General features: G+C 55.5%; 25 protein-coding genes. 14 read left to right on the top strand and 11 right to left on the bottom strand.

All coding sequences use genetic code 11. The features are described 5' to 3' along the window. Positions 1 to 123: 123 nt before the first annotated feature. The 3 genes from pdxH to anmK form a co-directional block, all read right to left on the bottom strand. A complete protein-coding gene (gene pdxH, locus AC2AXP_RS05795) occupies positions 124 to 777 on the bottom strand; it encodes a pyridoxamine 5'-phosphate oxidase (RefSeq protein ID WP_039992750.1) in 654 nt (217 codons plus the stop codon). 90 nt (positions 778 to 867) lie between these two features. After that, complete coding sequence (locus tag AC2AXP_RS05790; RefSeq protein WP_004963444.1) at positions 868 to 1170, bottom strand: MliC family protein; 303 nt, start codon at positions 1168 to 1170, stop codon at positions 868 to 870. A 46-nt stretch (positions 1171 to 1216) separates the two neighbouring features. Beyond that, entirely contained in the window at positions 1217 to 2338 is a 1122-nt protein-coding gene (anmK, locus tag AC2AXP_RS05785) for an anhydro-N-acetylmuramic acid kinase (protein ID WP_004963448.1), read from the bottom strand. 360 nt (positions 2339 to 2698) lie between these two features. Between anmK and AC2AXP_RS05780 the strand changes: the two genes are divergently transcribed. After that, complete coding sequence (locus tag AC2AXP_RS05780) at positions 2699 to 3166, top strand: outer membrane lipoprotein (protein ID WP_004963455.1); 468 nt, start codon at positions 2699 to 2701, stop codon at positions 3164 to 3166. An 87-nt stretch (positions 3167 to 3253) separates the two neighbouring features. Here the strand turns inward: AC2AXP_RS05780 and slyA are convergent, their stop codons facing one another. Continuing rightward, complete coding sequence (gene slyA, locus AC2AXP_RS05775) at positions 3254 to 3688, bottom strand: transcriptional regulator SlyA (RefSeq protein ID WP_039992143.1); 435 nt, start codon at positions 3686 to 3688, stop codon at positions 3254 to 3256. A gap of 180 nt (positions 3689 to 3868) precedes the next feature. Between slyA and AC2AXP_RS05770 the strand changes: the two genes are divergently transcribed. The 3 genes from AC2AXP_RS05770 to AC2AXP_RS05760 are packed head-to-tail and all read left to right on the top strand — an operon-like array spanning position 3869 to position 7015. Next, complete coding sequence (locus AC2AXP_RS05770) at positions 3869 to 4105, top strand: DUF1656 domain-containing protein (protein WP_182646448.1); 237 nt, start codon at positions 3869 to 3871, stop codon at positions 4103 to 4105. A 3-nt stretch (positions 4106 to 4108) separates the two neighbouring features. Beyond that, entirely contained in the window at positions 4109 to 4972 is an 864-nt protein-coding gene (locus AC2AXP_RS05765) for an efflux RND transporter periplasmic adaptor subunit (RefSeq protein WP_039992144.1), read from the top strand. A 3-nt stretch (positions 4973 to 4975) separates the two neighbouring features. After that, positions 4976 to 7015 (top strand): FUSC family protein, encoded by a 2040-nt coding sequence (locus AC2AXP_RS05760; protein WP_039992146.1) that lies wholly within the window; start codon positions 4976 to 4978, stop codon positions 7013 to 7015. Positions 7016 to 7022: 7 nt separating this feature from the next. On the opposite strand, the gene sodC is transcribed toward AC2AXP_RS05760, so the two are convergent. Further along, the gene (gene sodC, locus AC2AXP_RS05755; RefSeq protein WP_004963466.1) at positions 7023 to 7544 is read right to left on the bottom strand and encodes a superoxide dismutase family protein; all 522 of its coding nucleotides are present in this window, start codon (positions 7542 to 7544) and stop codon (positions 7023 to 7025) included. Positions 7545 to 7781: 237 nt separating this feature from the next. On the opposite strand from sodC, the gene AC2AXP_RS05750 reads away from it, so the two are divergent. Beyond that, positions 7782 to 9626 carry a polyurethane esterase gene (locus AC2AXP_RS05750; protein WP_088499682.1) on the top strand — a complete coding sequence of 615 codons (1845 nt, stop codon included), beginning with the start codon at positions 7782 to 7784 and terminating at the stop codon, positions 9624 to 9626. 45 nt (positions 9627 to 9671) lie between these two features. On the opposite strand, the gene AC2AXP_RS05745 is transcribed toward AC2AXP_RS05750, so the two are convergent. From AC2AXP_RS05745 to AC2AXP_RS05735, 3 genes are all read right to left on the bottom strand, one after another. Beyond that, on the bottom strand, positions 9672 to 10568 hold the full coding sequence (locus AC2AXP_RS05745; RefSeq protein WP_039992752.1) for an aldo/keto reductase: 897 nt from the start codon (positions 10566 to 10568) through the stop codon (positions 9672 to 9674). 112 nt (positions 10569 to 10680) lie between these two features. Beyond that, positions 10681 to 10920 carry a DUF1289 domain-containing protein gene (locus tag AC2AXP_RS05740; RefSeq protein ID WP_004963480.1) on the bottom strand — a complete coding sequence of 80 codons (240 nt, stop codon included), beginning with the start codon at positions 10918 to 10920 and terminating at the stop codon, positions 10681 to 10683. 20 nt (positions 10921 to 10940) lie between these two features. Next, a complete protein-coding gene (locus tag AC2AXP_RS05735) occupies positions 10941 to 11870 on the bottom strand; it encodes a LysR substrate-binding domain-containing protein (RefSeq protein ID WP_193764798.1) in 930 nt (309 codons plus the stop codon). Positions 11871 to 12012: 142 nt separating this feature from the next. Here AC2AXP_RS05735 and AC2AXP_RS05730 point away from each other — a divergent pair, with 142 nt between their 5' ends. The 6 genes from AC2AXP_RS05730 (at position 12013) to rnt (ending at position 17672) form a co-directional block, all read left to right on the top strand. Beyond that, a complete protein-coding gene (locus AC2AXP_RS05730; RefSeq protein WP_004963487.1) occupies positions 12013 to 12654 on the top strand; it encodes an NAD(P)-dependent oxidoreductase in 642 nt (213 codons plus the stop codon). 146 nt (positions 12655 to 12800) lie between these two features. Next, positions 12801 to 14441 carry a phosphoethanolamine transferase EptA gene (eptA, locus tag AC2AXP_RS05725; protein WP_484381471.1) on the top strand — a complete coding sequence of 547 codons (1641 nt, stop codon included), beginning with the start codon at positions 12801 to 12803 and terminating at the stop codon, positions 14439 to 14441. Positions 14442 to 14553: 112 nt separating this feature from the next. Further along, positions 14554 to 15159 (top strand): TetR/AcrR family transcriptional regulator, encoded by a 606-nt coding sequence (locus AC2AXP_RS05720; RefSeq protein ID WP_081445081.1) that lies wholly within the window; start codon positions 14554 to 14556, stop codon positions 15157 to 15159. An 86-nt stretch (positions 15160 to 15245) separates the two neighbouring features. Then, the gene (nemA, locus tag AC2AXP_RS05715; protein ID WP_004963497.1) at positions 15246 to 16343 is read left to right on the top strand and encodes an alkene reductase; all 1098 of its coding nucleotides are present in this window, start codon (positions 15246 to 15248) and stop codon (positions 16341 to 16343) included. A 165-nt stretch (positions 16344 to 16508) separates the two neighbouring features. Continuing rightward, on the top strand, positions 16509 to 16916 hold the full coding sequence (gene gloA / locus AC2AXP_RS05710; RefSeq protein ID WP_484381470.1) for a lactoylglutathione lyase: 408 nt from the start codon (positions 16509 to 16511) through the stop codon (positions 16914 to 16916). Between the two features lie 75 nt (positions 16917 to 16991). Then, the gene (gene rnt / locus AC2AXP_RS05705; RefSeq protein ID WP_004963501.1) at positions 16992 to 17672 is read left to right on the top strand and encodes a ribonuclease T; all 681 of its coding nucleotides are present in this window, start codon (positions 16992 to 16994) and stop codon (positions 17670 to 17672) included. Between the two features lie 63 nt (positions 17673 to 17735). Here rnt and AC2AXP_RS05700 read toward each other — a convergent pair whose 3' ends face one another. Beyond that, a complete protein-coding gene (locus tag AC2AXP_RS05700; protein WP_004963504.1) occupies positions 17736 to 18080 on the bottom strand; it encodes a Grx4 family monothiol glutaredoxin in 345 nt (114 codons plus the stop codon). A gap of 412 nt (positions 18081 to 18492) precedes the next feature. Between AC2AXP_RS05700 and AC2AXP_RS05695 the strand changes: the two genes are divergently transcribed. Both AC2AXP_RS05695 and sodB read left to right on the top strand, forming a co-directional pair. Next, complete coding sequence (locus AC2AXP_RS05695; RefSeq protein WP_004963508.1) at positions 18493 to 19335, top strand: C40 family peptidase; 843 nt, start codon at positions 18493 to 18495, stop codon at positions 19333 to 19335. 220 nt (positions 19336 to 19555) lie between these two features. Next, complete coding sequence (gene sodB, locus AC2AXP_RS05690) at positions 19556 to 20134, top strand: superoxide dismutase [Fe] (RefSeq protein ID WP_484381469.1); 579 nt, start codon at positions 19556 to 19558, stop codon at positions 20132 to 20134. A gap of 73 nt (positions 20135 to 20207) precedes the next feature. Here sodB and cydH read toward each other — a convergent pair whose 3' ends face one another. After that, positions 20208 to 20297: a cytochrome bd-I oxidase subunit CydH gene (cydH, locus tag AC2AXP_RS05685; RefSeq protein WP_102991009.1), complete on the bottom strand. Its 90-nt coding sequence runs from the start codon at positions 20295 to 20297 to the stop codon at positions 20208 to 20210. Between the two features lie 324 nt (positions 20298 to 20621). Between cydH and purR the strand changes: the two genes are divergently transcribed. Then, a complete protein-coding gene (purR, locus tag AC2AXP_RS05680; protein ID WP_004963515.1) occupies positions 20622 to 21647 on the top strand; it encodes an HTH-type transcriptional repressor PurR in 1026 nt (341 codons plus the stop codon). Positions 21648 to 21673: 26 nt separating this feature from the next. Here purR and punR read toward each other — a convergent pair whose 3' ends face one another. Continuing rightward, positions 21674 to 22594, bottom strand: coding sequence for a DNA-binding transcriptional activator PunR (gene punR, locus AC2AXP_RS05675; protein WP_039992149.1), 921 nt, complete (start codon positions 22592 to 22594; stop codon positions 21674 to 21676). Between the last annotated feature and the right edge of the window lie 91 nt (positions 22595 to 22685).

Here is a 22685-nt window from a genome sequence, read left to right as displayed (position 1 = left end):
TACCGAGCGCCGGCGCTCGCTGGCTTAGCGGTCGCCCGCACAGATGCAGCGTCAATTATGACGGTCGTATAGAATAAAGCGCCAGCGTCAACTGTGCCAGCGCTTAAAGGGATTTTCCGTCTGTCAGGGCGCCAGTCGGTCAATTTTCCAGTCATTACCGTCGCGTTGGTAAAGGAAACGGTCATGCAGACGGTGTTCACCGCCCTGCCAAAACTCGACCGACTCGAACCTGACGCGGAATCCGCCCCAGAAACTCGGTAACGGCACTTCGCCAGACTGGAATTTTTGCTTGAGCTCGAGGAATTTGCTTTCCAGCACGCCGCGGGCGGAAATACGTGAAGACTGCTGGGAAACCCAGGCGCCGATTTGACTGTCTTTTGGCCGGCTGCTGAAATACTTCATCACTTCCAGGGTCGATAACCGCTCGGCATTGCCAAGGAAGCTGACCTGACGGTCCAGCATATGCCACGGGAAATGCAGGCTGATCTTGGGGTTATGCGCCAGTTGTTGCGCCTTGCGGCTGCCGAGGTTGGTGTAAAACACCAGGCCTTTATCGTCGAAGTGCTTGAGCAGCACGATGCGCTGGTACGGCTGGCCGGTTTCATCCACCGTGGCCACGCACATGGCGGTCGGATCGGCCAGGCGCGCTTCGCAGGCCTGCTTTAACCAGCGTTCGAACAACGCCAACGGGTTGGCCGTCAGATCCTGGCGGCGCAGGCCGCCACGGGTATATTCACGGCGCAGGTCCGCAACATCAAACTCATTATTATCAGACATCTGATTCATTAACCCAGCGAAAAATACGTAGGGGTCATTTTGCGCCTGCCGCGCCAGAATCACAATCTTTGCGGCGCGGCAGACGCCGGATCAGTTCACCAGGGTGCAATCACTCATGACTACTTTACCATTGCGCTCCACAAACGCGTTTTGCCCCTGCGACCAAAACGTATATTTGTCGTCACCGTACTTGGCACCCGACGCCGCCAACTGCTGTTTCAGCGTCAGCTGCTGGCCATCCAGCAGGAAGCTGGCGGTGCTGTCTGCACCGTTCAACGACACGGTCAGCGGTGTGGTACCGCATTGATAATGCAGGATTTGGCTTTTTTGTGGCAGCAGATAGCTACAACCGCCCAGCATTAACGCCATGCCGGTAATCATCATTTTTTTCATTGGGAAGTTCCTTTTATCACGCGAGCTCTTTCCTATCCTAACAGAGCTAGCGGCTACCCGATGGGAAAACCGGATAAATCCCACCGAGCAGCGTTTCGCGACTGGCACCGGTGACCGACGGCAGGTTACCGGGTTGGCCGGACAAGGTGCGGAAAGCCAGCCAGGCGAATGCCAGCGCCTCCATATCATCGCCGCTGACGCCAAATTTGTCGGTGGTAGAGACTTCGGTACCCGGCAGCAAAGCCGACATGCGCGCCATCAGCAACGGGTTACGCGCACCGCCGCCGCACACCAGCAGACGTTCGCAACCGCCGGCCAGCAAAACCTGCTCGCTGATGGTAGTGGCGGTCAGTTCCACCAACGTAGTCATAACGTCAACCGCATTGATAGCCGGGGTTGCCGCCAACTGCTGTTCCAGCCAGCTGATATTGAAATATTCACGGCCAGTGCTTTTGGGGGCCGGCAGCGCAAAATACGGGTCGGCCAACATCTGTTGCAACAGCGGCAGACAGACGCGCCCTTCCATCGCCCAGGCACCGTCCTTGTCATAGGGGCGTTGGCAATGACGCCACACCCAGGCATCCAGCAGCATATTGCCGGGCCCGGTATCAAAGCCGCGCACCGGCATCCCCGGCAGCAGCAGCGAAAGATTGGCGATGCCGCCGATATTGAGCACCATGCGTCGTTCGCCAGGATGCGCCAGCAGCGCCTGATGGAACGCCGGGACCAGCGGTGCCCCCTGACCGCCGTAAGCCATGTCGCGCCGGCGAAAATCGCCGATGGTGGTGATATTGGTCAAAGCGGCAATGCGGTTGTTGTCGCCGAGCTGCATGGAAAAGCGCATCTCGCCGTCCGGTTCATGCCAGACGGTCTGACCATGGCAACCGATGGCGGTGACCTCATGTGCCGGCACGCCGGTGTGCTTCAGCAGCCCTAGCACCGCTTCGCCGAACAGCGTACCGAGCTGCGCATCGAGCCGGCCGACGGCAGACAGCGTGGTGGCCTGCCCCTGACACATGGCGAGAATATCTTTCTTCAGTTGAATCGGCATCGGATGGCTGTAACTTGCCTGCTGCGCCACCATGCGTTCATCGATAGCGGCCAGCACCACATCGATCCCATCCAGACTGGTGCCAGACATAACCCCAATATAGCGGCCTGACTTCATAAAGCGATCCTCTTAGCCATCGATACAACGTTTTTGACCAGATAAATAAACCAGAATTGTGCTATTAACGCCATGAATTATGTTGTATTTTTTCAAGGTTGTGAACAGCACGCCTATTTTCAGTTGCCCGTCGACCAACTGCTTTATTGCTAAACCCAACCTCAACCTTTCGTCTATTATGCATTAACGCCGTATTAAACCTAAACCGCCGTTTAATATTGGTTGAATGGTATAAAGATATGCTTAACACCGTAATCCAACGTGGTGGGACACGCCTCTTTGAGCCATACTTTGGCTAACTTTCGTTGAATCAGCCTGGGGCGATAGCCAGGTTATGGAATTTTAAATCAGGAGTTTTATATGATTAAACGTCTTATCGTTGTTGCTTTTGCCGGACTTTCTCTGGTGGGTTGTGCCAATGATTCCATGTCGGGTGACGTCTACTCGGCGTCCCAGGCCAAACAGGTGCAACAGGCAAGCTACGGCACCCTGGTTTCGGTACGTCCGGTGAAAATCTCGGGCGAAGGCGGTTCTAACATGCTCGGCACCATCGGCGGTGCGGTGATCGGCGGTTTCCTGGGTAACACCATCGGTGGTGGCACCGGGCGTAGCCTGGCGACCGCCGCGGGTGCCGTCGCCGGTGGCGTCGCTGGCGATCAGATTGGCGAAGCCGCAGGCCGTACCTCCGGCGTTGAGCTGGAAATCCGTCCAGACACCAAGGGTGACAATATCATCGTGGTGCAGAAGGCCGGCACCACCAAGTTCAGCCCGGGTCAACGGGTGCGTATGGCGCGCTCCGGCAGCACCATCACGGTATCGCCGCTGTAATTACGCCGGCAACAATGAAAAAACCGGAGGCCAAGGCCTCCGGTTTCGTAACTGATGCTGTAAATGTAATCGTTTAAAAGACAAAAATTATTGTTTGCTTTGTAGTTCGGTAATGTTCTGCTCAAGTTTGCCAATCAGGTTCACCAGCAGTTGGATTTCGTCTGGCGAAATGCCGCTCAAAATCTCGCGACGTGTCGAGGTAATCACGCTATCGACTTCCCGGATAATCGGCTCCGCGGCTTCGGTCAGTTTTATACGCTTTGCCCGGCGATCGTTGGCGCAGGTATGGCGACTAATCAACCCCTTCTCTTCCAGTTGGTCCAGCGTCCGCACCAACGACGGTTGTTCAATGCCGATCGCTTTCGCCAGTTGAATCTGTGACTGCTCAGGCGGCAGGCGATTGATATTGTGCAACGTGACCCAATGCGTTTGGGTGAGCGCCAACGGCTTGAGCCGATGGTCGATCAGCGCACGCCAAACACGAACCAATCGTGCTAAATCCGAACCTAATGTTGACTCCACTTAACCCTCCTTATAATTAGCATGCTAACATTACCTCCCAGATTGTAGCCTATTTTGAGTAACTCATATTAAAAACACAAATGTATATAATATATATTGTAGAATTCGCCACTAAATCTATCAGTAATTGCGTAATCAGGGTGCAAATATCATCCCCGCTCGGCTATAGAGATTGATAATGTGAATACTTCATGGTTACACATTGGGCCGCCCCTCACCGATTTGGTGTTAGGCGCATCGCTTTATTTTCCACCAATATTTAGCGCTTTTTTGCTGGGCCTGCTTTTTTGGCTGCTGGTTCATCATCTGTTGCGAGACTGGATTTATTCGGGAGACATTTGGCACCCGATGTTGATGGACCTGTCCATTTTTGTCATCGCCGTTAGCGGCGCCTTATGGATTTTAGCAAGTTGGTAACCTATGAAACGCCAAACCTTAAAATATTTTTCCACGGTGCTGGTGTGCGCCGTAGCCATTTGCGCCGGTTGGTGGAGCTGGAATTATTATATGCAATCCCCCTGGACGCGTGACGGTAAAATCCGCGCCGAGCTGGTATCTATCACGCCTGAAGTTTCTGGCAGATTAGAGAAAATAACCGTGCATGACAATCAGTACGTGGCTGCGGGTAGTCTGATTTTCAGCCTCGACCCGGTCCCCTACCAACTGGCGCTGGATAATGCCGAGGCCGCGCTGGCAAAAGCGGGCTCTGATTTGGCCAAAGCCGAACATGAATCCGCACGCCGCCGCCATCTGCCACGCAACGTTATTTCTGCCGAGGATCTGGATGCGTCGAATTTAACCGCGCAGGCGATGAAAGCGGCTTATAAAGCCGCACAGGCCAACGTCGAACAGGCAAAATGGAATTTAAGCAAAACGCAAATCCATGCGCCAACGGACGGTTATATCACCAATTTACAGGCGCGTATCGGTAACTATGCGCACGCCGGTACCCCGTTGGTGGCATTGGTCGACGCTCACTCCTTTTACGCGCTCGGCTATTTTGAAGAAACCAAATTGAAAAATATCAAGATCGGCAGCAAGACCGATATTGTTTTATATAACGGCAATATTCCCCTGCAGGGTCAGGTCGAGAGTATTGGCCGCGCTATTTACGACCAGAGCGTCGAAAGCGGCGGTGATTTATTAATGGACGTTAAACCCAATGTTCCCTGGGTGCGTTTAGCGCAACGCGTACCGGTGCGGATAAAACTGCTGAACGTACCGGCCGATCTACCGCTGGTGGCCGGAACCACCTGTACCCTATCAATACATCAGAAAGGTTAATAGGTGAAGCTGTCATTTCCGCAATGGCGCCGCACGCCGTGGGGACAGGCTACACCTGGCCAGTGGCGTTATGCGCTGCGTAATTCCATTGCCATGTGCCTGGCGTTGTGGGTGGCGTTTGCGCTCAATCTCGATGAGCCATACTGGGCGCTGACCTCGGCGGCGGTGGTGAGTTTCCCTACCGTTGGCGGCGTTATCAGCAAAAGCATCGGCCGCGTCATCGGCAGCCTGGTTGGCGCAGCCGCGGCCATGGCGATCGCCGGCCACTGCCTGAACGACCCCTGGTTGTTCACGCTGTTTATCGCCGGCTGGATCGGCGGCTGCACCTATATCTCCAATCATTATCAAAATAACGTTTCTTATGCTTTTGCCCTGGCGGGCTATACCGCCGCCATCATCGCCTTCAGTACCGTCAACGTGACCGATACGCTACAGATATTCGATATCGCCCAGGCGCGAGTGTGTGAAGTGATCACCGGCATTCTGTGCGGCGGTTTAATGATGATGATCCTGCCAAGCACCTCGGATGGCGAAGCGCTGCTCACCTCGCTGCGCCGCATGCATTTACGGCTGTTGGAACACGCGGCGATGTTATGGCAATCCGATGTCACCCGACAAATGCGCACCTCGCACGAAAGCGTTATCGGCCAGATCCTGACCATGAACGTGCTGCGCATTCAAGCATTCTGGAGCCATTACCGGCTGCGGCGGCAGAATAACCTGCTGAACTATATGCTGCATCAACAGTTGCGCATCACCAGCGTGATTTCCAGCCTGCGACGCATGCTGCTTAACTGGCCGGAGCACCCGGCCAACCTGTCGGCAGTACTGGAGCAACTGCTGACCGCGCTGCGCGATGCAGATACCGACAAATATCGCCTGGCGCAGATCCTGCAACAAATCGCACCGCGCAACGACGCAGACTATCGCCACCGCGCTTTCTGGCTGCGGCTGCGCCATTTTTGCTGGCTATATCTTGATGCCAGCCGCTGGCTGCAACGGCTGGAAAGCGCCACGCCGATCGATCAGATGCAGCCGCCACACGTTACCGCGCTGGCACGCCATACCGACAGTTACGAAGCGGCGTACAACGGGTTGCGTACTTTTCTGTGCATCGTTATCGGCTGCGCTTTCTGGATCCATACCCAATGGCAATCCGGCAGCTCGGCATTAACGCTCACCGCCATCAGTTGCGTACTTTATTCTGCCTCGCCATCGCCGATAAAAAGCGTCGTTACCCTGTTGAAAGCCATCGTGTTGCTGTCAATCGGCTGCTTTATCGTCAAGTTCGGTCTGATGATTCAAATCGACGATTTTTGGGTTTTCTGCGCCTTTTTGTGCCCGGTGCTGATCACCATGCAAATGCTGAAACTGCAAAACCCGCCCTATGCGGCGTTGTGGGGACAATTAATCGTTTTTATGGGATCGTTCCTCAGCGTCACCAATCCGCCGAGTTATGATTATCAGGCGTTTATCAACGACAATCTCGCTAAGCTGGTTGGCGTACTGCTGGCCGGCTTGGCGTTCCAAGTGTTGCAGCCCAGCTCGGACAAACGCAAAAGCCGGCGAATTATCCGCGCCCTGCGGCGTGACTTTATCGATCAATTAAGCAATAAACCGCAACAAAGTGAGAGCCGTTTTGAATCGTTGATTTATCACCGCATCAGCCAGCTTAATCAGAGCCAGGATCAGGAATCGCGCAGCTGGTTGCTACGCTGGGGCGTCGTGTTGCTGAACTGCAGTCATATTGTCTGGCAACTGCGCGGCTGGCAAACCCGTTCCGATCCGCTGGTGGCGGTGCGAGACGTCTGTATCCACAGTTTGCGCGGCATCATGACCGAAAAGGGGGTGCAGCACCGCTCGCTGGCAGCGTCGCTACAGGAGTTGCAGCGGATCAGCGGCAGCCTGGCACAGCACCCTGAACCGGCGGCACGCGATCTGGCGGGGCTGATTTGGCGGCTTTACTGCTCGCTGCAACAGTTGCAGCAGGCAATAACGCCGCCAGAAGACGATGGCACAGCCAAACCGGCTGGCCAACGTTAGACACGGGTTACTTGATCACACCACAGGCAAAGCGATCGCCGCCACCGCCCAGTGGTTTGGGATGATCGGCATGGTTATCGCCGCCGACGTGTACCATTAACGCCTTGCCTTCAATTTCACTGATTTTCTTCAGCCGTGGCGCCAATACCGGATAATCGGCGACGCCGGCGGCAGTCACGTAAATGGCCGGTAAATCGCCCAGATGACCGTCAGCGTACGGCCCCAGGTGCTTACCGGTCTTTTGTGGATCCAGGTGGCCGCCGGCAGCCTGCGCCGCCACCGCCTTGCCCTCTTTCATTGCCGGTTCGCAACTGCCGTTTTCATGCACGTGAAAACCATGTATTCCGGCCGGCAAGGCTTTCAACTGGGGAGTAAACACCAGGCCGTACGGCGTTTCACTGATGGTCACCTTGCCAATATCCTGGCCAATTCCCTGCGCCGTTACCAAATGCATATCTACCTCTTCCGTCGCCGCCTGGGCAACGCCGCAGGCCATCAGACCAAGGGCAGCACACCAAAAACGTTTCATAAATCAACCTCCAGAGAGTTCCATTGCAGAAGTTTCAGTATAGGCGAATGCGCGCCGCCACGGCCAGACGATCGGAGGGTATTCAGTCAATTCGCATAATAAGGATTTTCTGCTAATACTTTTTTTACCGCTCGTGGTCATCCGACCAGTTGTCGTTCGGCTCATTCTGTATAACCTACCGCTGCCGCGATTGCCGATCTTCATCGGTGCCGGCTGCGAACGTCATAAGGAACTGATATGGGCATCTTTGATTATCGCGATCTCGATCGAGCAGACGCCAAAGCGCTATTTTCCGACGCCATGGCTATTTCCACCTATGCCTACCACAATATCGATAACGGTTTTGCCGCCGGTTATCAGAGCACCGGTTTTGGTCTGGGTCTGCCGTTAACCCTGGTCACCGCGCTGATCGGCAGCACCGGCTCACAGGGCGGTTTGCCCGGCATTCCATGGAACCCCGATTCGGAACAGGCCGCGCTGGATGCGGTGAACAACGCCGGCTGGTCGGTCGTCAGCGCTGAGCAATTGGCCTATGACGGCAAAACGGACGTCCGTGGCACCTATTACGGTGAAGCCAAAGGCTATGAAACCGCCCAGGCAGAAGTGTTGGCAAAGTATGACGCAGCGGGCAAGCTCAGCGCGATAGGCATCGCTTTTCGCGGCACCAGCGGCCCGCGTGAGTCACTGGTCAGCGACACTATCGGCGACCTGATTAACGATCTGCTGGCCGGCTTCGGCCCTGATGGCTATGCCGAAAGCTATACCCAGCACGCCTTCGGCCGTTTACTGAGCGATGTGGCTGAATTCGCCCAGGCCAACGGCCTGAATGGCGCTGATATCGTAGTCAGTGGTCATAGCCTTGGCGGACTGGCGGTCAACAGCATGGCCGCACTGAGCGACAGCCAATGGGGCGGTTTTTATTCACAGGCCAACTATCTGGCGTTCGCTTCGCCAAGCCAGTTTACCGCCGACAACCGGGTGGCCAATATCGGTTATGAGAACGATCCGGTCTTCCGCGCACTCAACGGCAGCGACTTGACGGCGGCATCGTTGGGCGTGCACGATACGGCCAAACCGTCCGCCACCAATAATATCGTCAATTTCAACGACCACTACGCATCCGACGCCTGGAACATGCTACCGTTTTCCATTTTAAATGTGCCCACCTGGCTGTCGCATTTACCCTTCGCCTATCAGGACGGCTTGCTGCGCGTGCTGAATTCCGAGTTTTACCCACTGACGCAGCAGGATTCGACGGTGATCGTCTCCAACCTGTCCAACGTCACCCGCGACAATACCTGGGTACAAGACGTGAATCGTAATGCCCAGCCGCACAGCGGTCCGACCTTTATTATTGGCAGCGACGGCAACGATTTAATCAAGGGTGGCAGAGGCAATGATTTTCTTGAGGGGCGTGCCGGTGATGACACCTTCCGCGATGACGGTGGGTTCAATCTTATTCTGGCGGGTGAAGGAAAAAACACCCTGGATCTGCAACGTTCGCTGCAAACGCAAGACATCGCTTACGACGGCGAAACGCTGTATCTGCGCGACGGCAGCGGCGAAAACCTGACGCTGGCGCAAGGGATTGGCACGCTAAGCACCCAAGAATCCCTCCCCTGGTGGCCACTGAGCAAACAGACCGATTATCAGGTCAGCGACGACGGGCTGCACGCTGAGAATGATCTCAAGGCCTATGCCGTTACGGAACGCGGTGACGCTGCGGATAATACCCTGACCGCCCAATTTGCCAATGGTTGGCTGTTTGGCATGGCGGGCAACGATAAGCTGGTCGGTTCAAGCGGCGATGACACTCTGGTCGGCGGCACCGGCGATGATGAATTACACGGCAACGGTGGCAACAATACCTTCCTGTTCAGCGGCAGCTTCGGCCATGACACGCTGTATGACCTGCAGAGCAATGACCGGCTGGTATTTATCGGTAGCGGCGCCAGCGGCGATTACCGCAACTCTCTGAGCGAGGTAGACGACAATCTGGTGTTGACGCTGGGCGACAACAGCGTAACGCTGGTCGGCGTTACTGCTCAGACGCTGAGTGGCGATCAACTGGTACTGGCCTAGTAACCGGTGCCGGGCAATGCACGCTGCCCGGCACCGGCTGCAATATTATGGAACGTCGTAACCCAGTGCCGCCTTGCGAATGCGGAACCACTGTTCGCGGTTCAATGCCAGTTTCTGTGCTTTCAGCGCCGAACGCACCCGTTCGATTTTGCCAGAGCCGATGATCGGCAACGGCATCGACGGCAGACGCATCACCCAGGCGTAAACCACCTGCTCGATGGTTTCGGCGCCAATTTCGCCGGCCACCGCCTGCAGCTCGGCGCGCAGTGGCTGGAATTCGGCATCGCTGAACAGGCGCCCGCCCCCAAGGCAAGACCAGGCCATCGGCTTGATACGCAATTGCTGGCATTGATCGAGCGTACCGTCGAGGATCGCCGGCTGATGAATCGGCGAAATCTCGACCTGATTGGTGACCAGGGAAAACGGCAGACGGGATTGCAGCAGGGTAAACTGCGCCGGGGTAAAGTTGGACACGCCAAAGTGGCGTACCTTGCCGCTCTTGTGCAGTGCCACGAACGCTTCGGCCACGTCGTCAGCGTCCATCAACGGGTCGGGACGGTGGATCAACAGCAGGTCAAGGTAATCGGTATGCAGATGTTTTAGCGATTGTTCCGCACTGCTGACGATATGGTCACGATCGGTGATGTAGTGGCCGATCGGATTACCCGGCCTGGCAGTGGTAGCGATACCGCATTTACTGACCAACTCCATGCCGTGACGCAGTGACGGCTTTAGCCGCATCGCCTCGCCAAAGGCCTGCTCACAGGCGTAACCACCATAAATATCCGCATGGTCGGCGGTAGTGACGCCCAGTTCAATGTGCTGCTCGATAAACCCCAACAGCTGCTGCGGCGTCATACCCCATTCCATCAAACGCCAATAACCGCAAATCATGGGTGAAAATTCCGGCCCTTGCGGTGCAAGTTGAACGCGATTAACCATCATGAAACCTCGTAAGATTGTTTGCCATCAGCATACACAAGCCGCCCGGGCAGGGAAACGCACCGCCGCGTCGGAACGTGCGTCAGATCGTCAAACAGGTAAATAAAGTGATTTAAAACAGCGAGGGTTGTTCAGGTTGCGGCTCGTCGGGCTGTTTGTGCGCGCGTTGCAAACGCAACAGGCGTTGGCGACACAGGCGTAGCACGTCGCGCTTTTGCGCGTCGCTCATTTGCATCCAGCCAAAACGCTCCTCGCGGCTGCGCAGGCAGCCACGGCAGAAACCGCGCTCGTCGGCCTGGCAGATGCCGCGACACGGGCTGGGAATGTCGAAGAACTCTAATTGCTGCGCCACACGCCCTCCTGAGTCATCCTTTAATTGAAGACGCCATCGCCGTCAATGGCAAGCGGCTTTTCCGCCATACGACGAAAATAATCACGCAAATAGCGCAACGCCTGGCGCGTTTTTTCCGGCATGGCTCGTTCCAGCGTCAAGGCGTGCAGTCGAAATGCCGAGGGACGCCAGGCCGGTAGCAGCGCAATCAGTTCCCCTCGCCGTAGTTCGTCGCCGATTTCATACAGCGGCTGGCCGGAGATCCCCAGTCCCATGCGGGTAAAGGCGCGCATCACATTCATGCTGCCGCTGATAATCTGCCCTTCTGCCTGACGCAGCTTGAACACCTCGCCGGACTGATGGTGCAGATCAAGATGAAATCCGGCATGGCCGCCGGTGATCCAGCGGTGATGCACCAGTTGCTGTGGCGTTTCCGGCACGCCGTACTGACTGAGATAGCGCGGCGCGGCGCACAGCACCATCGGCCATTCGCTGAGCGGATGCGCAATCATGGTGGCGTCAGCCAGTTGCCGATTGACGCGCAACGAAATATCCACCCGCTGTTCAATCATATCCACGACCCGATCGTCCGCCAGTATCCGCAGTGACAGCTTGGGATGCGCCAGCAGCAGCGGCGACAACGCTTCCGCCAGCGGGCCACCGCCGATACCGACGGTGGTGGCAATACGCAGTTCGCCGACCAGCGTATCGCGCAGCTCCGCCAGACGCTGCTCCGCCTGCTGCGCCTGCTGTAACATCGCTTCGCAACCGGGGTAAAAGGCCTCGCCCGCTTCGGTTAGCGCCAGACGGCGCGTGGATCGATGCAATAGCGGCACGCCAACCGCCTTTTCCAGGGAGCGCATATGCTGACTGACCGCCGACGGTGACATGCCCAGACGCCGCGCTGCGCCGGCCAGCGAGCCTTCGGCCACCACCATGGCGAATATTGCCATCCGATTGAGCTTATCTATCATTATGAAGTTTTACTTAATCAAGAAAGCATGAATATGCCACTAATCAACAGGATTGTTAAGGTCTACAGTATATTCATCACCACCAGCGTTATCGCTCAACCCTTTTACAGACTGGTTAATTGCCACAGGAGCAACTCAAATGAAGATTACCGTTATTGGAGCAACAGGTTTTGTCGGTCGTCGCGTTGTCGATGAAGCGCTGGCACGCGGGCTAGAGGTCACCGCCATCGCCCGTCAGAAAAAAGATCTGCCGGATAATGCCAATTTGCATATCGCGCTTGGCGACGTTGCCGATACTGCCTGGCTGAGCCAGCAGTTGCACGGTCAGGATGCGGCGATCAGCGCCTATAACCCAGGCTGGGGCGAAGATAATCTGTACGAAAAAACCGTCACGGGTCTGCAGCAGATCATCAGCGCGGTGGAACAATCCGGCGTCAAGCGTCTGTTGGTGGTCGGCGGTGCCGGTAGTCTGGAAGTCGCGCCAGGCGTCGAGCTGGTCGATACGCCGGAGTTCCCGGAAAATATCCGCCCTGGCGCTAAAGCCGTGCGCGAGTTGCGCAATAACTTGCAGCAGCAAAGCACGCTGGACTGGACCTATCTGTCGCCAGCCGCGCTGCTGGAACCCGGCCAACGCACCGGTCAATTCCGCCTTGGCACCACTACGCTGTTGATGAATGGCGCGGCGCCTGCCAGCATTTCGGTCGAAGATCTGGCGGTAGCCATCATTGACGAAATCGAACGCCCACAGTTTATCAAAGCGCAATTCACCGCCGCCTATTAATCACTTGCCGGCTGCGCATCGCCGCAGCCGGCCTCCAGCTAAACCAAACCTCAACCATCCTGCCGTCAGGCTGAATCTCTAAGGTTATCTTAAGTTTCGTGGTGTAGATTCCTTGCCATTACCCCCTTCAGGATAACAATGCAGCAATGTGGTTACGTCAGAGGTTACAATGTAACAGTCTGGGATTTATTGTCGCCAGCGCCCTGTTTTTCACCGTCTTCCAGAACGCGTTATTTTTGCATAAGGCGTGGTCGTACATTCGTTTTGAAAACCTCAACAGCGTTATTTTTGCCGCCAGTATGCCGGTGGTCATTTTCTGTGCGCTCAATATGATTTTCAGCGTACTGACCGTACCTTATTTGCGCAAACCGCTGATAATCCTGTTATTGCTCGGCAGCGCAACGGCCAACTATTTCATGTTCAGCTACGGCGTGGTGATCGACGGCAACATGATGCAAAACGCCTTTGAAACCAACCCGCAGGAGGCCACCGCCCTACTGACCCCGCGCATGGGGCTATGGCTGATGCTGCTGGGGGTTTTACCGGCGGTAGTGGTCTGTTTTGTCACTATTCGCCAAACCCACCCATGGTGGTACATGCTGGGCCTGCGCGCTGCCAACGTTATGTTGTCGGCGGTGGTTATTCTGCTGATCGCCGCGTTGTTCTATAAAGACTACGCCTCGCTGCTGCGCAACAATAAAAGCGTGGTTAAAATGCTTACGCCGTCCGATTTTATTGCCGGTACCCTCAAATTTACCGAACAGCGCTACTTCACCAGCAACCTGCCGCTGGTCAGCATCGGCAAAGACGCGCATAAAGGCCCGCTCATCGCCGCCGAGCAAAAGAAAACGCTGGTGGTTCTGGTGGTTGGCGAAACGGCGCGTGCAGAAAATTTCTCGCTGGGAGGATACGCGCGCGAAACCAACCCGCGGCTCAAACAAGACAAGGTGATTTACTTCCAACACGCCAGCTCTTGCGGTACTGAAACCGCCATCTCGGTGCCGTGCATGTTTTCCAATATGCCACGCAGCGATTACGACGCCACGCTGGCCAGTCACCAGGAAGGCATGCTGGATGTGCTGGCACACGCCAGCGTCAATGTGCTGTGGCGCGAAAACGACGGCGGCTGCAAAGGCGCATGCGACCGCGTGCCGCATATCGACATGACCCAGTTGAAACTGCCGCAGGATTGCGATGGCGAGGTATGCATGGACAACGTGCTGCTGTACAAGTTGAACGATTACCTCAATAGCCTGAAAGGCGATGGCGTGATCGTGCTGCACCAGATGGGCAGCCATGGTCCGGCCTATTATCGCCGCAGTACCGCCGAATTCCGCCGCTTCACGCCAACCTGTGACAGCAATCAGATTCAGGATTGCAGCCATCAGCAGTTGGTCAATACCTATGACAATTCGCTGCTGTATACCGATGCCATGCTGGATAACACCATCAAGCTGTTGCAACAATACGGCAGCCGCTTTAACACGGCGATGATCTATCTGTCCGATCACGGCGAATCGCTGGGGGAAAACGGCATGTATCTGCACGGCACGCCTTACATGTTTGCGCCAAGCCAACAGACCCACATCCCGATGCTGCTGTGGATGTCGGATGATTATCAGCGCAACTTCGCCATCAATCGCCAATGTCTGCAAACGCTGGCGCAGCAGGATCAGGTTTCGCAGGACAACCTGTTCCATACCCTGCTTGGTATGCTGAACATCCAGACTGACCAATATCAGCCGCAGCTGGATATTTTGCAGCGCTGTCGCAGCGGCAACGCTTAACGTCGGCACGACGATGAGGCACAATAGCGCCGATCCTGACCGGCGCTTACGCAGCGGTTTTTTTATCGCCTACTTGACCTAGACCAATCGGTCTATTATCCTCAGCCCCATTATGACAAAACATACGCATTGCAACACTGATACACGAGAACACCTATTGGCGACCGGTGAGTGCCTGAGCCTGCGCCTGGGCTTTACCGGCATGGGACTGAGCGAACTGCTGACCACTGCCGGCGTGCCAAAAGGCTCGTTTTATCACTATTTTCGCTCGAAGGAAGCCTTCGGCGAAGCGATGCTGCAACGCTATTTTGAACATTACGATGTGGAAATGCAGGCGCTGTTTGCCGATAACAACAGCGATGCGCGCCACCAGCTGTTGAGCTATTACGCACAGGCAATTAGCTACCATTGCCGCAGCGAGTGCCATAACTCCTGCCTGGCGGTGAAACTGTCCGCCGAGGTCAGCGATCTGTCGGAACCGATGCGTCACGCGTTGGAAATCGGCAGCGCACAGGTCATTGGCCGCTTGCAGAACGCCATTGAGCGCGGCATCGCCGAAGGTTCGCTGGCGGTAGCCATGAGCCCGGCCACCACCGCCGAAACCCTGTACGCGCTGTGGCTTGGGGCGTCGTTACGCGCCAAGATCCGCCGTTCGGTCGCGCCGTTGACCAGCGCGCTGGAAAGCATCGAGTTATTGCTGCGCCCGCCGCAGCCTTAATCACCATCCCGTAACAGTAAATGTTTTTTAACCTGCGTTTTTATTAGCCAATAACTAGTCGACCGGTCTATTAAATAGGATGCATTATGAAGATTGAAAAATTATTCACCCCGATCCAGGTTGGCGCGAATACGCTGCCAAACCGCGTATTTATGGCTCCGCTGACTCGTCTGCGTAGCATTGAACCGGGTGATATTCCTACCCCACTGATGGCCGAGTACTATGCGCAACGCGCCGGCGCTGGTCTGGTGATCACCGAAGCGACCCAAATTTCTTTCCAGGCGAAAGGTTATGCCGGCGCGCCGGGGCTGCACACCCCGGAGCAGATCGCTGCGTGGAAAAAAATTACCCAGGCGGTGCATGATAAAAACGGCCATATCGCCGTACAGCTGTGGCACGTAGGTCGCATTTCCCACGACAGTCTGCAACCTGGCCAACAGGCGCCGGTTGCGCCTTCGGCGATCAATGCCGACACCCGGACTACCGTGCGTGACGAAACCGGCGCCTGGGTACGCGTGCCGACTTCAACGCCGCGCGCGCTGGAAACCGCCGAGATCCCCGGCATCGTCAACGACTTCCGCCAGGCCACCGCCAATGCGCGCGAAGCCGGCTTCGACTACATTGAACTGCACGCGGCGCATGGCTATCTGCTGCATCAATTTATGGCGCCGGCCTCCAATCAGCGTACCGACCAATACGGCGGCAGCATCGAAAACCGTACCCGCCTGACGCTGGAAGTGGTTGACGCCAGCATCAATGAATGGGGCGCCGAGCACGTCGGCATCCGCATTTCACCGCTCGGTCCGTTCAACGGGCTGGATAATGGCGAAGATCAGGAAGAAGCGGCATTGTACCTGGTAGAAGAGCTGAACAAGCGCAATATTGCCTTCCTGCATATTTCCGAACCGGATTGGGCCGGCGGCAAACCGTATTCCGATGCCTTCCGCGATGCGGTGCGCGCCCGCTTCAAAGGGGTGATCGTCGGTGCCGGTGCCTACAGCGCCGAAAAAGCCGAAACCCTGATCGAAAAAGGCTTTATCGACGCGGTGGCGTTTGGCCGCGCCTACATCGCCAACCCGGATCTGGCGGAACGTCTGCAACAGAACGCGCCGCTGAATGAACCGCAGCCGGAAACCTTCTACGGCGGCGGTGCGCAAGGTTATACCGATTACCCAACGCTGTAAGTGACCACGCGCGTGGTCGGTGAATCTGCCGACCGCGCGCCAATCAATGCGCCACGTCGTTATACCGGCCCCCTCATTGAATTCCCTTATACGACAACGCTATACTGTTTTTTGCTTCACACTATCTGCCGCCAAGCACGGCAAAACCTGCAATCAGAGGAAATTATGCGCTTACTCCATACCATGCTGCGTGTCGGCGATCTGCAACGCTCCATCGACTTCTACACCAAGGTATTAGGCATGCGCTTGCTGCGTACCAGCGAAAATACCGAATACAAATACTCGCTGGCGTTTGTCGGCTATACCGATGAAAGCGAAGGCGCCGTGATTGAACTGACCTATAACTGGGGCGTCGACAGCTACGAAATGGGTAGCGCGTTCGGCCACCTGGCGCTGGGCGTTGATGACGTTGCCGCCACCTGTGACAACATTCGCCACGTCGGCGGCAACGTGACCCGCGAAGCTGGCCCGGTTAAAGGCGGCACCACGGTCATCGCCTTCGTTGAAGATCCAGACGGTTATAAAATCGAGCTGATCGAAAACAAGCACGCCGGTCACGGCCTCGGCAACTGAGTTTCAGGGCGCTTACCGCGCCCTTTTTTATCCAGGAATGATAACCGCCTGCAAGGCGGCACAAAATTTGTCATAATGCGCGCTGCATTCGATGAAGATAAGAAACTGATGGCCGAAAAAAGTGATCTTAACGCCCTGTGTGGTCGTTTTCGTGGGTTTTATCCCGTAGTAATAGATATCGAAACCGCCGGCTTCAACGCCCGCACCGACGCGCTGCTGGAAATAGCCGCCGTCACGCTGAAAATGGACCAGGACGGCTGGCTGCAGCAGGACGAAACGCTGCATTTCCACGTTGAACCGTTCGAAGGCGCCAACCTGCAACCTGAAGCGCTGGCCTTCAACGGTATCGATCCGCATAACCCGCTGCGCGGTGCGGTCAGCGAATACGATGCGCTGCACGCCATTTTCAAGGCTGTGCGCAAGGGCATTAAAGATCAGGGCTGCAACCGGGCGATTATCGTGGCGCACAACGCCAACTTCGATCACAGTTTCCTGATGGCCGCCGCAGAACGCGCCGGATTGAAACGCAATCCGTTCCATCCGTTTGCCACCTTTGATACCGCTGCGCTAAGCGGGCTGGTGCTCGGGCAAACCGTGCTGGCCAAAGCCTGTATCGCCGCCGGCATGGCGTTTGACAGCAGCCAGGCACACTCCGCACTGTACGATACCGAACAAACCGCCCTGCTGTTCTGCGAGCTGGTCAATCGCTGGAAACGCCTCGGCGGCTGGCCGCTGGCCGTCGGCAACGTTGACTGAGCGATAAAAAAACGGGCGGCGTATGTGATATACGCCGCCCGTTGTCATTACAGGAAACCGCCGTTATGGCTGCTGGTCTTCCTGCTCTTTGTATTTTTCTGCCGTTTCCTTGATCAACTGCTGCAACTCACCACGCTGATACATTTCGATGATGATATCGCAACCGCCAACCAGTTCGCCGTCCACCCACAGCTGTGGGAAGGTTGGCCAGTTGGCGTATTTCGGCAGTTCGGCACGGATGTCGGGGTTTTGCAGAATATCAACGTAGGCAAAACGCTCGCCACAGGCAGACAACGCCTGAACGGCCTGAGCGGAGAAGCCGCAGCTTGGCAATTTTGGTGAACCCTTCATGTACAGCAGAATCGGGTTCTCAGCGATTTGTTGCTGAACTTTTTCAATCGTCGTCATTTTATTGCTTCCTCAAGCCATCTCAGGGCTACAACATGCATCACATCCGCTATTGTAGCGGCTGGGCGGCTGGCAAAAAAACGCCATCTTTTGCAAGGACATTCTGCCAGCACCGACCGCGCAGCGTCGGCAACGCCATTTCGATCAAACATACACTCAGAATAACATTTTTAATCTGACCATTTCACTAATATATTTTGCCAAGTGCTGCAGCTTTAATCCCCAGCCAGTCGCGTCGCAGACCATTTTTCATCCATTCGGCAGCGTTTTTTGCGTTGATTAAAAATGCCATTAACGTTTTCTCACAATATGGATTATTATTTATAGGTTCTCCGCTGTTTTATATGGCGTATTTGGGGAATACTGTCATTCTTTCGTAGTTTGTTTCGGGGCCAAGGTTGGTAACGTCAACATGCGTTTAATTATTACGCTCTTTGTGCTGTTGTTTACACAGCTGTTTCTCAATCTGGCGCATGCCGCGCCACAGGCTCGCGTTGCCGCTGAGCAGCGTAAAACCCATGTTAATGAGGCACGCCCGGACGATCGCAAGAAAAAGAAAGCGCTCAAGGCGGCCAAGAAAGCCAAAGTCACTACACCGCAAAAGACGACCGCGTTAAAAACCCGCAAAACATCGACCATAAAAACGGCAAAGAAGACCAGTCGAATTAAATCGTCGCGTAAAACCACGCAGGTTGCCAAAATTCGCGTTACGCCGCCGAAGAAAGGCTATAAAAAAGGTTATGGTCGCCACCGCACTGCGGGTTTGGCCACCACCAAGCGGCTGCGTAACGAAAATCTGCTGCATGATGAAAAACCGCTAAAACTCAGCGCTGCGCATAAAAAACGTTATCAGCACGCCAAACAGACCGCGATGGCCAAACTGATGAACCAGATGGGCAAACCCTACCGCTGGGGCGGTACTTCACCACGCACCGGCTTTGATTGTAGTGGACTGATTTATTACGCCTATAAGGACGTGATGAAAATCAAGATGCCGCGCACCGCCAATGAAATGTTCCACCTGCGGGATGCGGCGCCGATCAAGAAGAACGAACTCGAAAGCGGAGACCTGGTGTTCTTTCGCATAAATAACCGCGGCGCGGCTGACCATGTGGGGGTTTATCTGGGCAACGGCAAATTTATCCAGTCGCCGCGCACCGGGGAGGAAATCCGCATCAGCCAGCTTGATAATGATTACTGGCAAAATCATTACGTCGGTGCCCGCCGCGTGATGACGCCAAAAACCATTCGCTGACGCAACAAGACGATGGCGGCCTCGCCCGGCCGCCATCGTGCCGTTCCCTTCTCTCTTGCCATAACTCTTTTGCCCCGATTTAGCACGCTTTAACTCCTTTTCCTGTCGGGAAATTGCTACCATTAATAACCTCTAAAAAAGAGTGGTTACTGGCGATTCGTTCGCCAAAGTCCCCGGATGGGAACGCCAGATTGGCGCCATATAAAAGAAGGAGAAAGCAATGTCGTTTACACTACCTGCTCTACCGTATGCCAAAGATGCGCTTGAACCGCATATCTCGGCAGAAACGCTGGAATACCACTATGGTAAACATCACAACGCTTATGTGGTTAACCTGAATGCGCTGATCGACGGCAGCGAGTTTCAAGACAAATCATTGGAAGAGATCGTTAAAACCGCCAGCGGCGGCATCTTCAACAACGCCGCGCAGGTGTGGAACCACACCTTTTACTGGCATTGCCTGTCGCCACAGGGCGGCGGTGAGCCAAACGGTAAACTGGCAGAAGCAATCAATCGGGCCTTCGGTAGCTTCGATAAGTTCAAGCAGGCGTTCACACAATCAGCGGTAGGCAATTTTGGCGCCGGCTGGACCTGGCTGGTAAAGAAAAGCGACGGTTCGCTGGCTATCGTTAATACCTCGAATGCAGCCACCCCGCTGACCGGCGAGGACAAGCCGCTGCTGACGGTAGACGTGTGGGAGCACGCTTATTATATCGACTACCGCAATGCGCGGCCGAACTATCTGGAAAACTTCTGGGCGCTGGTGAACTGGGCGTTCGTAGCGGAAAACCTGGCGTAATTGGCCAATACGCGGCAATAAATAAAAAGGCGCAGTTCATATTGAGCTGCGCCTTTATTGATTAAGTCAGGATTCAGTTCAATGCGGCAGTGAAGCTGAAGGCAATAATCATCGCCAATGCACCCAGGGTGGTGAACAAAGACATTTTTAAATCGGTATCCATCAAAAACTCCTTATCAGATAATCTGCGCCAAGCATAAAATCCACAGTATTGGTGCGTCAAATCATTTTCCCACAGTTCCCCAATAAAATCTTGTTATCATTCCACGCTTATAATGTTGATTAGCACTTCCACTTTTGCTCAATATGCGACAAAATTCGCAGTTCACTGCTGCGCACCGGCAATTGAGTCCCTCCAGGTCAAGTGGCTGACGACTTCCACACTAAAAACCAAGTTTTCGTGACTCTGGAGAAGGATCTGCGTAGGCAAACGATTAACAACATGCTTACATGCTAAATACATGTGGGTTTAGGAGTCATTCTTTACATGGCAACGATTAAAGATGTGGCCAAACGCGCGGGCGTTTCCACCACCACCGTTTCGCACGTCATCAATAAGACCCGTTTCGTCGCCGAAGAGACCAAGGCGGCCGTTTGGGCTGCCATTAAAGAGCTGCATTATTCCCCAAGCGCCGTTGCTCGCAGTTTGAAGGTCAATCACACCAAATCCATTGGCCTGCTGGCAACCTCCAGCGAAGCGCCCTATTTCGCTGAAGTGATTGAAGCGGTGGAAAACAGCTGTTACAGCAAGGGCTACACGCTGATTCTGTGCAACTCGCATAACAATCTGGACAAACAGCGCGCCTATCTGGCGATGCTGGCGCAAAAACGCGTCGACGGCCTGCTGGTGATGTGCTCCGAATATCCTGACCAACTGCTCGGCATGCTGGAAGATTATCGCAACATCCCGATGGTGGTGATGGACTGGGGCGCCGCGCGCGGTGACTTCACCGACACCATCATCGACAATGCCTTCGAAGGTGGCTATCTGGCAGGCCGTTATCTGATTGAACGTGGCCACCGCGACATCGGCGCCATTCCCGGGCAACTGTCGCGCAACACCGGCGGCGGCCGTCATCAGGGTTTCCTCAAGGCATTGCAGGAAGCCAATATCGACATCCGTGACCAGTGGATTGTCCAGGGCGACTTCGAGCCGGAGTCCGGTTATAAGGCCATGCACCAGATCCTGTCGCAAAAACAGCGCCCGACCGCCGTGTTCTGCGGCGGCGACATTATGGCCATGGGCGCAATCTGCGCTGCCGACGAGCTCGGGTTGCGCGTGCCGCAGGATATTTCAGTGATCGGTTATGACAATGTACGCAACGCGCGTTACTTCACCCCGGCGCTGACCACTATCCATCAGCCAAAAGAGCGTCTTGGTGAAATGGCATTTACCATGCTGCTGGATCGCATCATCAGCAAACGCGAAGAATCGCAGGTCATTGAAGTACACCCCAAATTGATCGAACGCCGCTCGGTCGCCGACGGCCCGTTCGTCGATTACCGCCGCTAAAGCACCGGCCGGGGGGCGCGATTGCGCTACTCCGGCAATATCACCTCGCTCAACCATTCCTGATTCAGCGTTTCACTGTCGCCGAGATAATCCAGCAACCACGCCATCGCCGGCGACTGCGCGTTCTGCTGCCAGGTCAGGCAACAGGCGCTGGGCGGGAACGGTTCAGGCAGTTGCAACGCCACCAGTTCCCCCTGCTCAATCAACGGCAATACGCGATGTGCCGGCACCATGCCGACGCACAAGCCATCACGCAAACAGTCCACCGCCGATACCCAGTCCGGTACCAGCAACCGCCGTTGGTTATCCAAAGACCAGGTGACGCGCTTGGGCAAGGTGCGTGAGGTGTCCTCCAGCACCAGGGAGGGAAATGGCCGCAGCCGATCGTCATCCAGCGGGCCGGGCAAAACCGCCAGCGGATGGCTGGCGCTGACCACGCACAGCCAGTTCATAAAACCCATGTCGCGAAAGGCAAAGCCGCCACCGGTCGGCACCGCGCGCGTTGCGCCAATTGCCATATCGGCACGCCCGTCCACCAGCGCATCCCACACGCCGTTGAACACTTCCGGCTGTACCCGCAACTCGACGTCCGGGAAATGACGGTAGAAATCCAGCACCAGTTGCCGGCTACGCTGTGGTTTGACGATGATATCGACGGCGATCTTCAACTGGCCGCGCCAGCCGTTGGCCACCTGCTGACACTGACGACGGGTGTCGAGCATTTTTTTGATGACAGCGCGCGATTCCTGAACAAACAATGCGCCGGCAGGCGTCAGCTCCACGTCGCGATGGCGCCGTTCAAACAGCGGCACCGCCAGCCACTGCTCCAACTGACGTACGGTATAACTCACCGCTGACGGCACGCGATGCAGTTCCTGCGCTGCCGCGCTGAAACTGCCGGTACGCGCCACGGCGTCGACCACATCAAGGGAATATTCAGACCACATCGCTTTGCCTTCAATTTTTTTAACAGCAGCTTGCAAATATTACCGTTTCACAAGCAGAGATCCAGCCAGATACACTTGCGACGCTAAAAAA

This window comes from Serratia sp. Sp408 (assembly GCF_057180665.1).
Note: the sequence above shows the minus strand (reverse complement) of the source record. Positions and strands in the feature narration are given on the sequence as shown.

Excerpts from the sequence above, each read along its gene's own strand:
- pdxH (WP_039992750.1), bottom strand. The coding sequence starts at position 777 with ATGTCTGATAATAATGAGTTTGATGTTGCGGACCTGCGCCGTGAATAT.
- rnt (WP_004963501.1), top strand. The coding sequence starts at position 16,992 with ATGCGCGCTGCATTCGATGAAGATAAGAAACTGATGGCCGAAAAAAGT.
- AC2AXP_RS05790 (WP_004963444.1), bottom strand. The coding sequence starts at position 1,170 with ATGAAAAAAATGATGATTACCGGCATGGCGTTAATGCTGGGCGGTTGT.
- purR (WP_004963515.1), top strand. The coding sequence starts at position 20,622 with ATGGCAACGATTAAAGATGTGGCCAAACGCGCGGGCGTTTCCACCACC.
- cydH (WP_102991009.1), bottom strand. The coding sequence starts at position 20,297 with ATGGATACCGATTTAAAAATGTCTTTGTTCACCACCCTGGGTGCATTG.
- AC2AXP_RS05745 (WP_039992752.1), bottom strand. The coding sequence starts at position 10,568 with ATGGTTAATCGCGTTCAACTTGCACCGCAAGGGCCGGAATTTTCACCC.
- AC2AXP_RS05750 (WP_088499682.1), top strand. The coding sequence starts at position 7,782 with ATGGGCATCTTTGATTATCGCGATCTCGATCGAGCAGACGCCAAAGCG.
- AC2AXP_RS05780 (WP_004963455.1), top strand. The coding sequence starts at position 2,699 with ATGATTAAACGTCTTATCGTTGTTGCTTTTGCCGGACTTTCTCTGGTG.
- anmK (WP_004963448.1), bottom strand. The coding sequence starts at position 2,338 with ATGAAGTCAGGCCGCTATATTGGGGTTATGTCTGGCACCAGTCTGGAT.
- sodB (WP_484381469.1), top strand. The coding sequence starts at position 19,556 with ATGTCGTTTACACTACCTGCTCTACCGTATGCCAAAGATGCGCTTGAA.
- AC2AXP_RS05720 (WP_081445081.1), top strand. The coding sequence starts at position 14,554 with ATGACAAAACATACGCATTGCAACACTGATACACGAGAACACCTATTG.
- punR (WP_039992149.1), bottom strand. The coding sequence starts at position 22,594 with ATGTGGTCTGAATATTCCCTTGATGTGGTCGACGCCGTGGCGCGTACC.
- AC2AXP_RS05730 (WP_004963487.1), top strand. The coding sequence starts at position 12,013 with ATGAAGATTACCGTTATTGGAGCAACAGGTTTTGTCGGTCGTCGCGTT.
- nemA (WP_004963497.1), top strand. The coding sequence starts at position 15,246 with ATGAAGATTGAAAAATTATTCACCCCGATCCAGGTTGGCGCGAATACG.
- AC2AXP_RS05695 (WP_004963508.1), top strand. The coding sequence starts at position 18,493 with ATGCGTTTAATTATTACGCTCTTTGTGCTGTTGTTTACACAGCTGTTT.
- gloA (WP_484381470.1), top strand. The coding sequence starts at position 16,509 with ATGCGCTTACTCCATACCATGCTGCGTGTCGGCGATCTGCAACGCTCC.
- sodC (WP_004963466.1), bottom strand. The coding sequence starts at position 7,544 with ATGAAACGTTTTTGGTGTGCTGCCCTTGGTCTGATGGCCTGCGGCGTT.
- AC2AXP_RS05700 (WP_004963504.1), bottom strand. The coding sequence starts at position 18,080 with ATGACGACGATTGAAAAAGTTCAGCAACAAATCGCTGAGAACCCGATT.
- AC2AXP_RS05765 (WP_039992144.1), top strand. The coding sequence starts at position 4,109 with ATGAAACGCCAAACCTTAAAATATTTTTCCACGGTGCTGGTGTGCGCC.
- eptA (WP_484381471.1), top strand. The coding sequence starts at position 12,801 with ATGTGGTTACGTCAGAGGTTACAATGTAACAGTCTGGGATTTATTGTC.